Consider the following 2,069-nt stretch of genomic DNA (forward strand, 5'->3'; position numbering starts at 1 on the left):
GTATGAATTTGGTCTTGAATACGATCTGATCTTTAGCATGTGTGGTTATAAATCATTGATTTATCTCTGCGTGTGTTAGGGTGAATTTCGATCAAGCGCTTTAAGAGCATCTGGTGGATGCCTTGGCGTATAGAGGCGATGAAAGACGTGGCACTCTGCGATAAGCTACGGGGAGGTGAGAGCAACCTTTGATCCGTGGATTTCTGAATGGGGAGACCCAACCCTTTAGGGTTATCGTTATCTGAATACATAGGATAACGAGGCAAACCCGGCGAACTGAAACATCTAAGTAGCCGGAGGAAAAGACATCAACCGAGATTCCGTTAGTAGTGGCGAGCGAACGCGGACCAGGCCAGTGGCCTTAGGATAAGAACCGGAACAAGCTGGAAAGCTTGGCCATAGTGGGTGATAGCCCCGTACGGGTAGAAAGTCCTAGGGTCCTCGAGTAGGGCGGAACACGTGAAATTCTGTCTGAATATGGGGGGACCATCCTCCAAGCCTAAATACTCCTATACGACCGATAGTGAACCAGTACCGTGAGGGAAAGGTGAAAAGCACCCCGATGAGGGGAGTGAAAGAGATCCTGAAACCGGATGCTTACAAACTGTAGGAGCACCCTTGAGGTGTGACTGCGTACCTTTTGTATAATGGGTCAGCGAGTTAATTTTGTGAGCAAGCTTAAGCCGTTAGGTGTAGGCGTAGCGAAAGCGAGTCTTAATAGGGCGCTCAGTTCGCAGGATTAGACCCGAAACCGGGTGATCTAGCCATGAGCAGGTTGAAGGTGCAGTAACATGCACTGGAGGACCGAACCAGATAATGTTGAAAAATTACTGGATGACTTGTGGTTAGGGGTGAAAGGCCAATCAAACCCGGAGATAGCTGGTTCTCCGCGAAATCTATTTAGGTAGAGCGTTATGTGAATACCCTCGGGGGTAGAGCACTGGATCGGGAAGGGGGGCGCGAGCCTTACCAACTCGAACCAAACTCCGAATACCGAGGAGTACTACATAGCAGACACACCATGGGTGCTAACGTCCATGGTGGAGAGGGAAACAACCCAGACCATCATCTAAGGCCCCTAAGTTACGGCTAAGTGGGAAAGGATGTGGGAAGGCCAAGACAACCAGGATGTTGGCTTAGAAGCAGCCACCATTTAAAGAAAGCGTAATAGCTCACTGGTCTAGATAAGCCGTCCTGCGCCGAAAATGTACCGGGGCTCAAGCCGTACGCCGAAGATATGGGTTCGTACTTTGTACGAGCGGTAGCGGAGCGTTCCGTAGGTCTGTGAAGGGATACCCGTGAGGGGTCCTGGAGATATCGGAAGTGAGAATGCTGACATGAGTAGCGACAAAGAGTGTGAGAAACACTCTCGCCGAAAGTCCAAGGGTTCCTGCGCAAGGTTAATCCACGCAGGGTTAGTCGGCACCTAAGGCGAGGGCGAAAGCCGTAGTCGATGGAAAACAGGTTAATATTCCTGTACTCGTAGATGGTGACGGATGGCGTAAGTTGTACTCTCTTATTGGATTGAGAGTGCAGTGATGCTGTTCCAGGAAATAGCCTCTACACAGAACCGTACCCTAAACCAACACAGGTGGACAGGTAGAGTATACTAAGGCGCTTGAGAGAACTATGCTGAAGGAACTCGGCAAAATACCTGCGTAACTTCGGGATAAGCAGGCCCTGTCAGAAGGCAACTTTAGGCAGGGGGCACAGACCAGGGGGTAGCGACTGTTTACTAAAAACATAGGGCTCTGCGAAGTCGAAAGACGACGTATAGGGTCTGACGCCTGCCCGGTGCCGGAAGGTTAAATGGAGTGGTGCAAGCTGCGAAATGAAGCCCCGGTAAACGGCGGCCGTAACTATAACGGTCCTAAGGTAGCGAAATTCCTTGTCGGGTAAGTTCCGACCTGCACGAATGGCGTAACGACTTCCCCGCTGTCTCCAGCATAGACTCAGCGAAATTGAATTCCCCGTGAAGATGCGGGGTACCCGCGGTCAGACGGAAAGACCCCGTGCACCTTTACTACAGCTTTGCAGTGGTATTAGGACAAACATATGTAGGATAGGCG

General features: G+C 50.7%; 1 rRNA gene. It reads left to right on the plus strand.

The features are described 5' to 3' along the window. Positions 1–89: 89 nt before the first annotated feature. Positions 90–2,069: ribosomal RNA gene (locus D9A03_RS19700) — 23S ribosomal RNA — on the plus strand; the annotation flags it as partial.

Origin of the sequence: Kiloniella sp. EL199 (assembly GCF_900313065.1) — a bacterium.
Classification (GTDB): domain Bacteria; phylum Pseudomonadota; class Alphaproteobacteria; order Kiloniellales; family Kiloniellaceae; genus Kiloniella.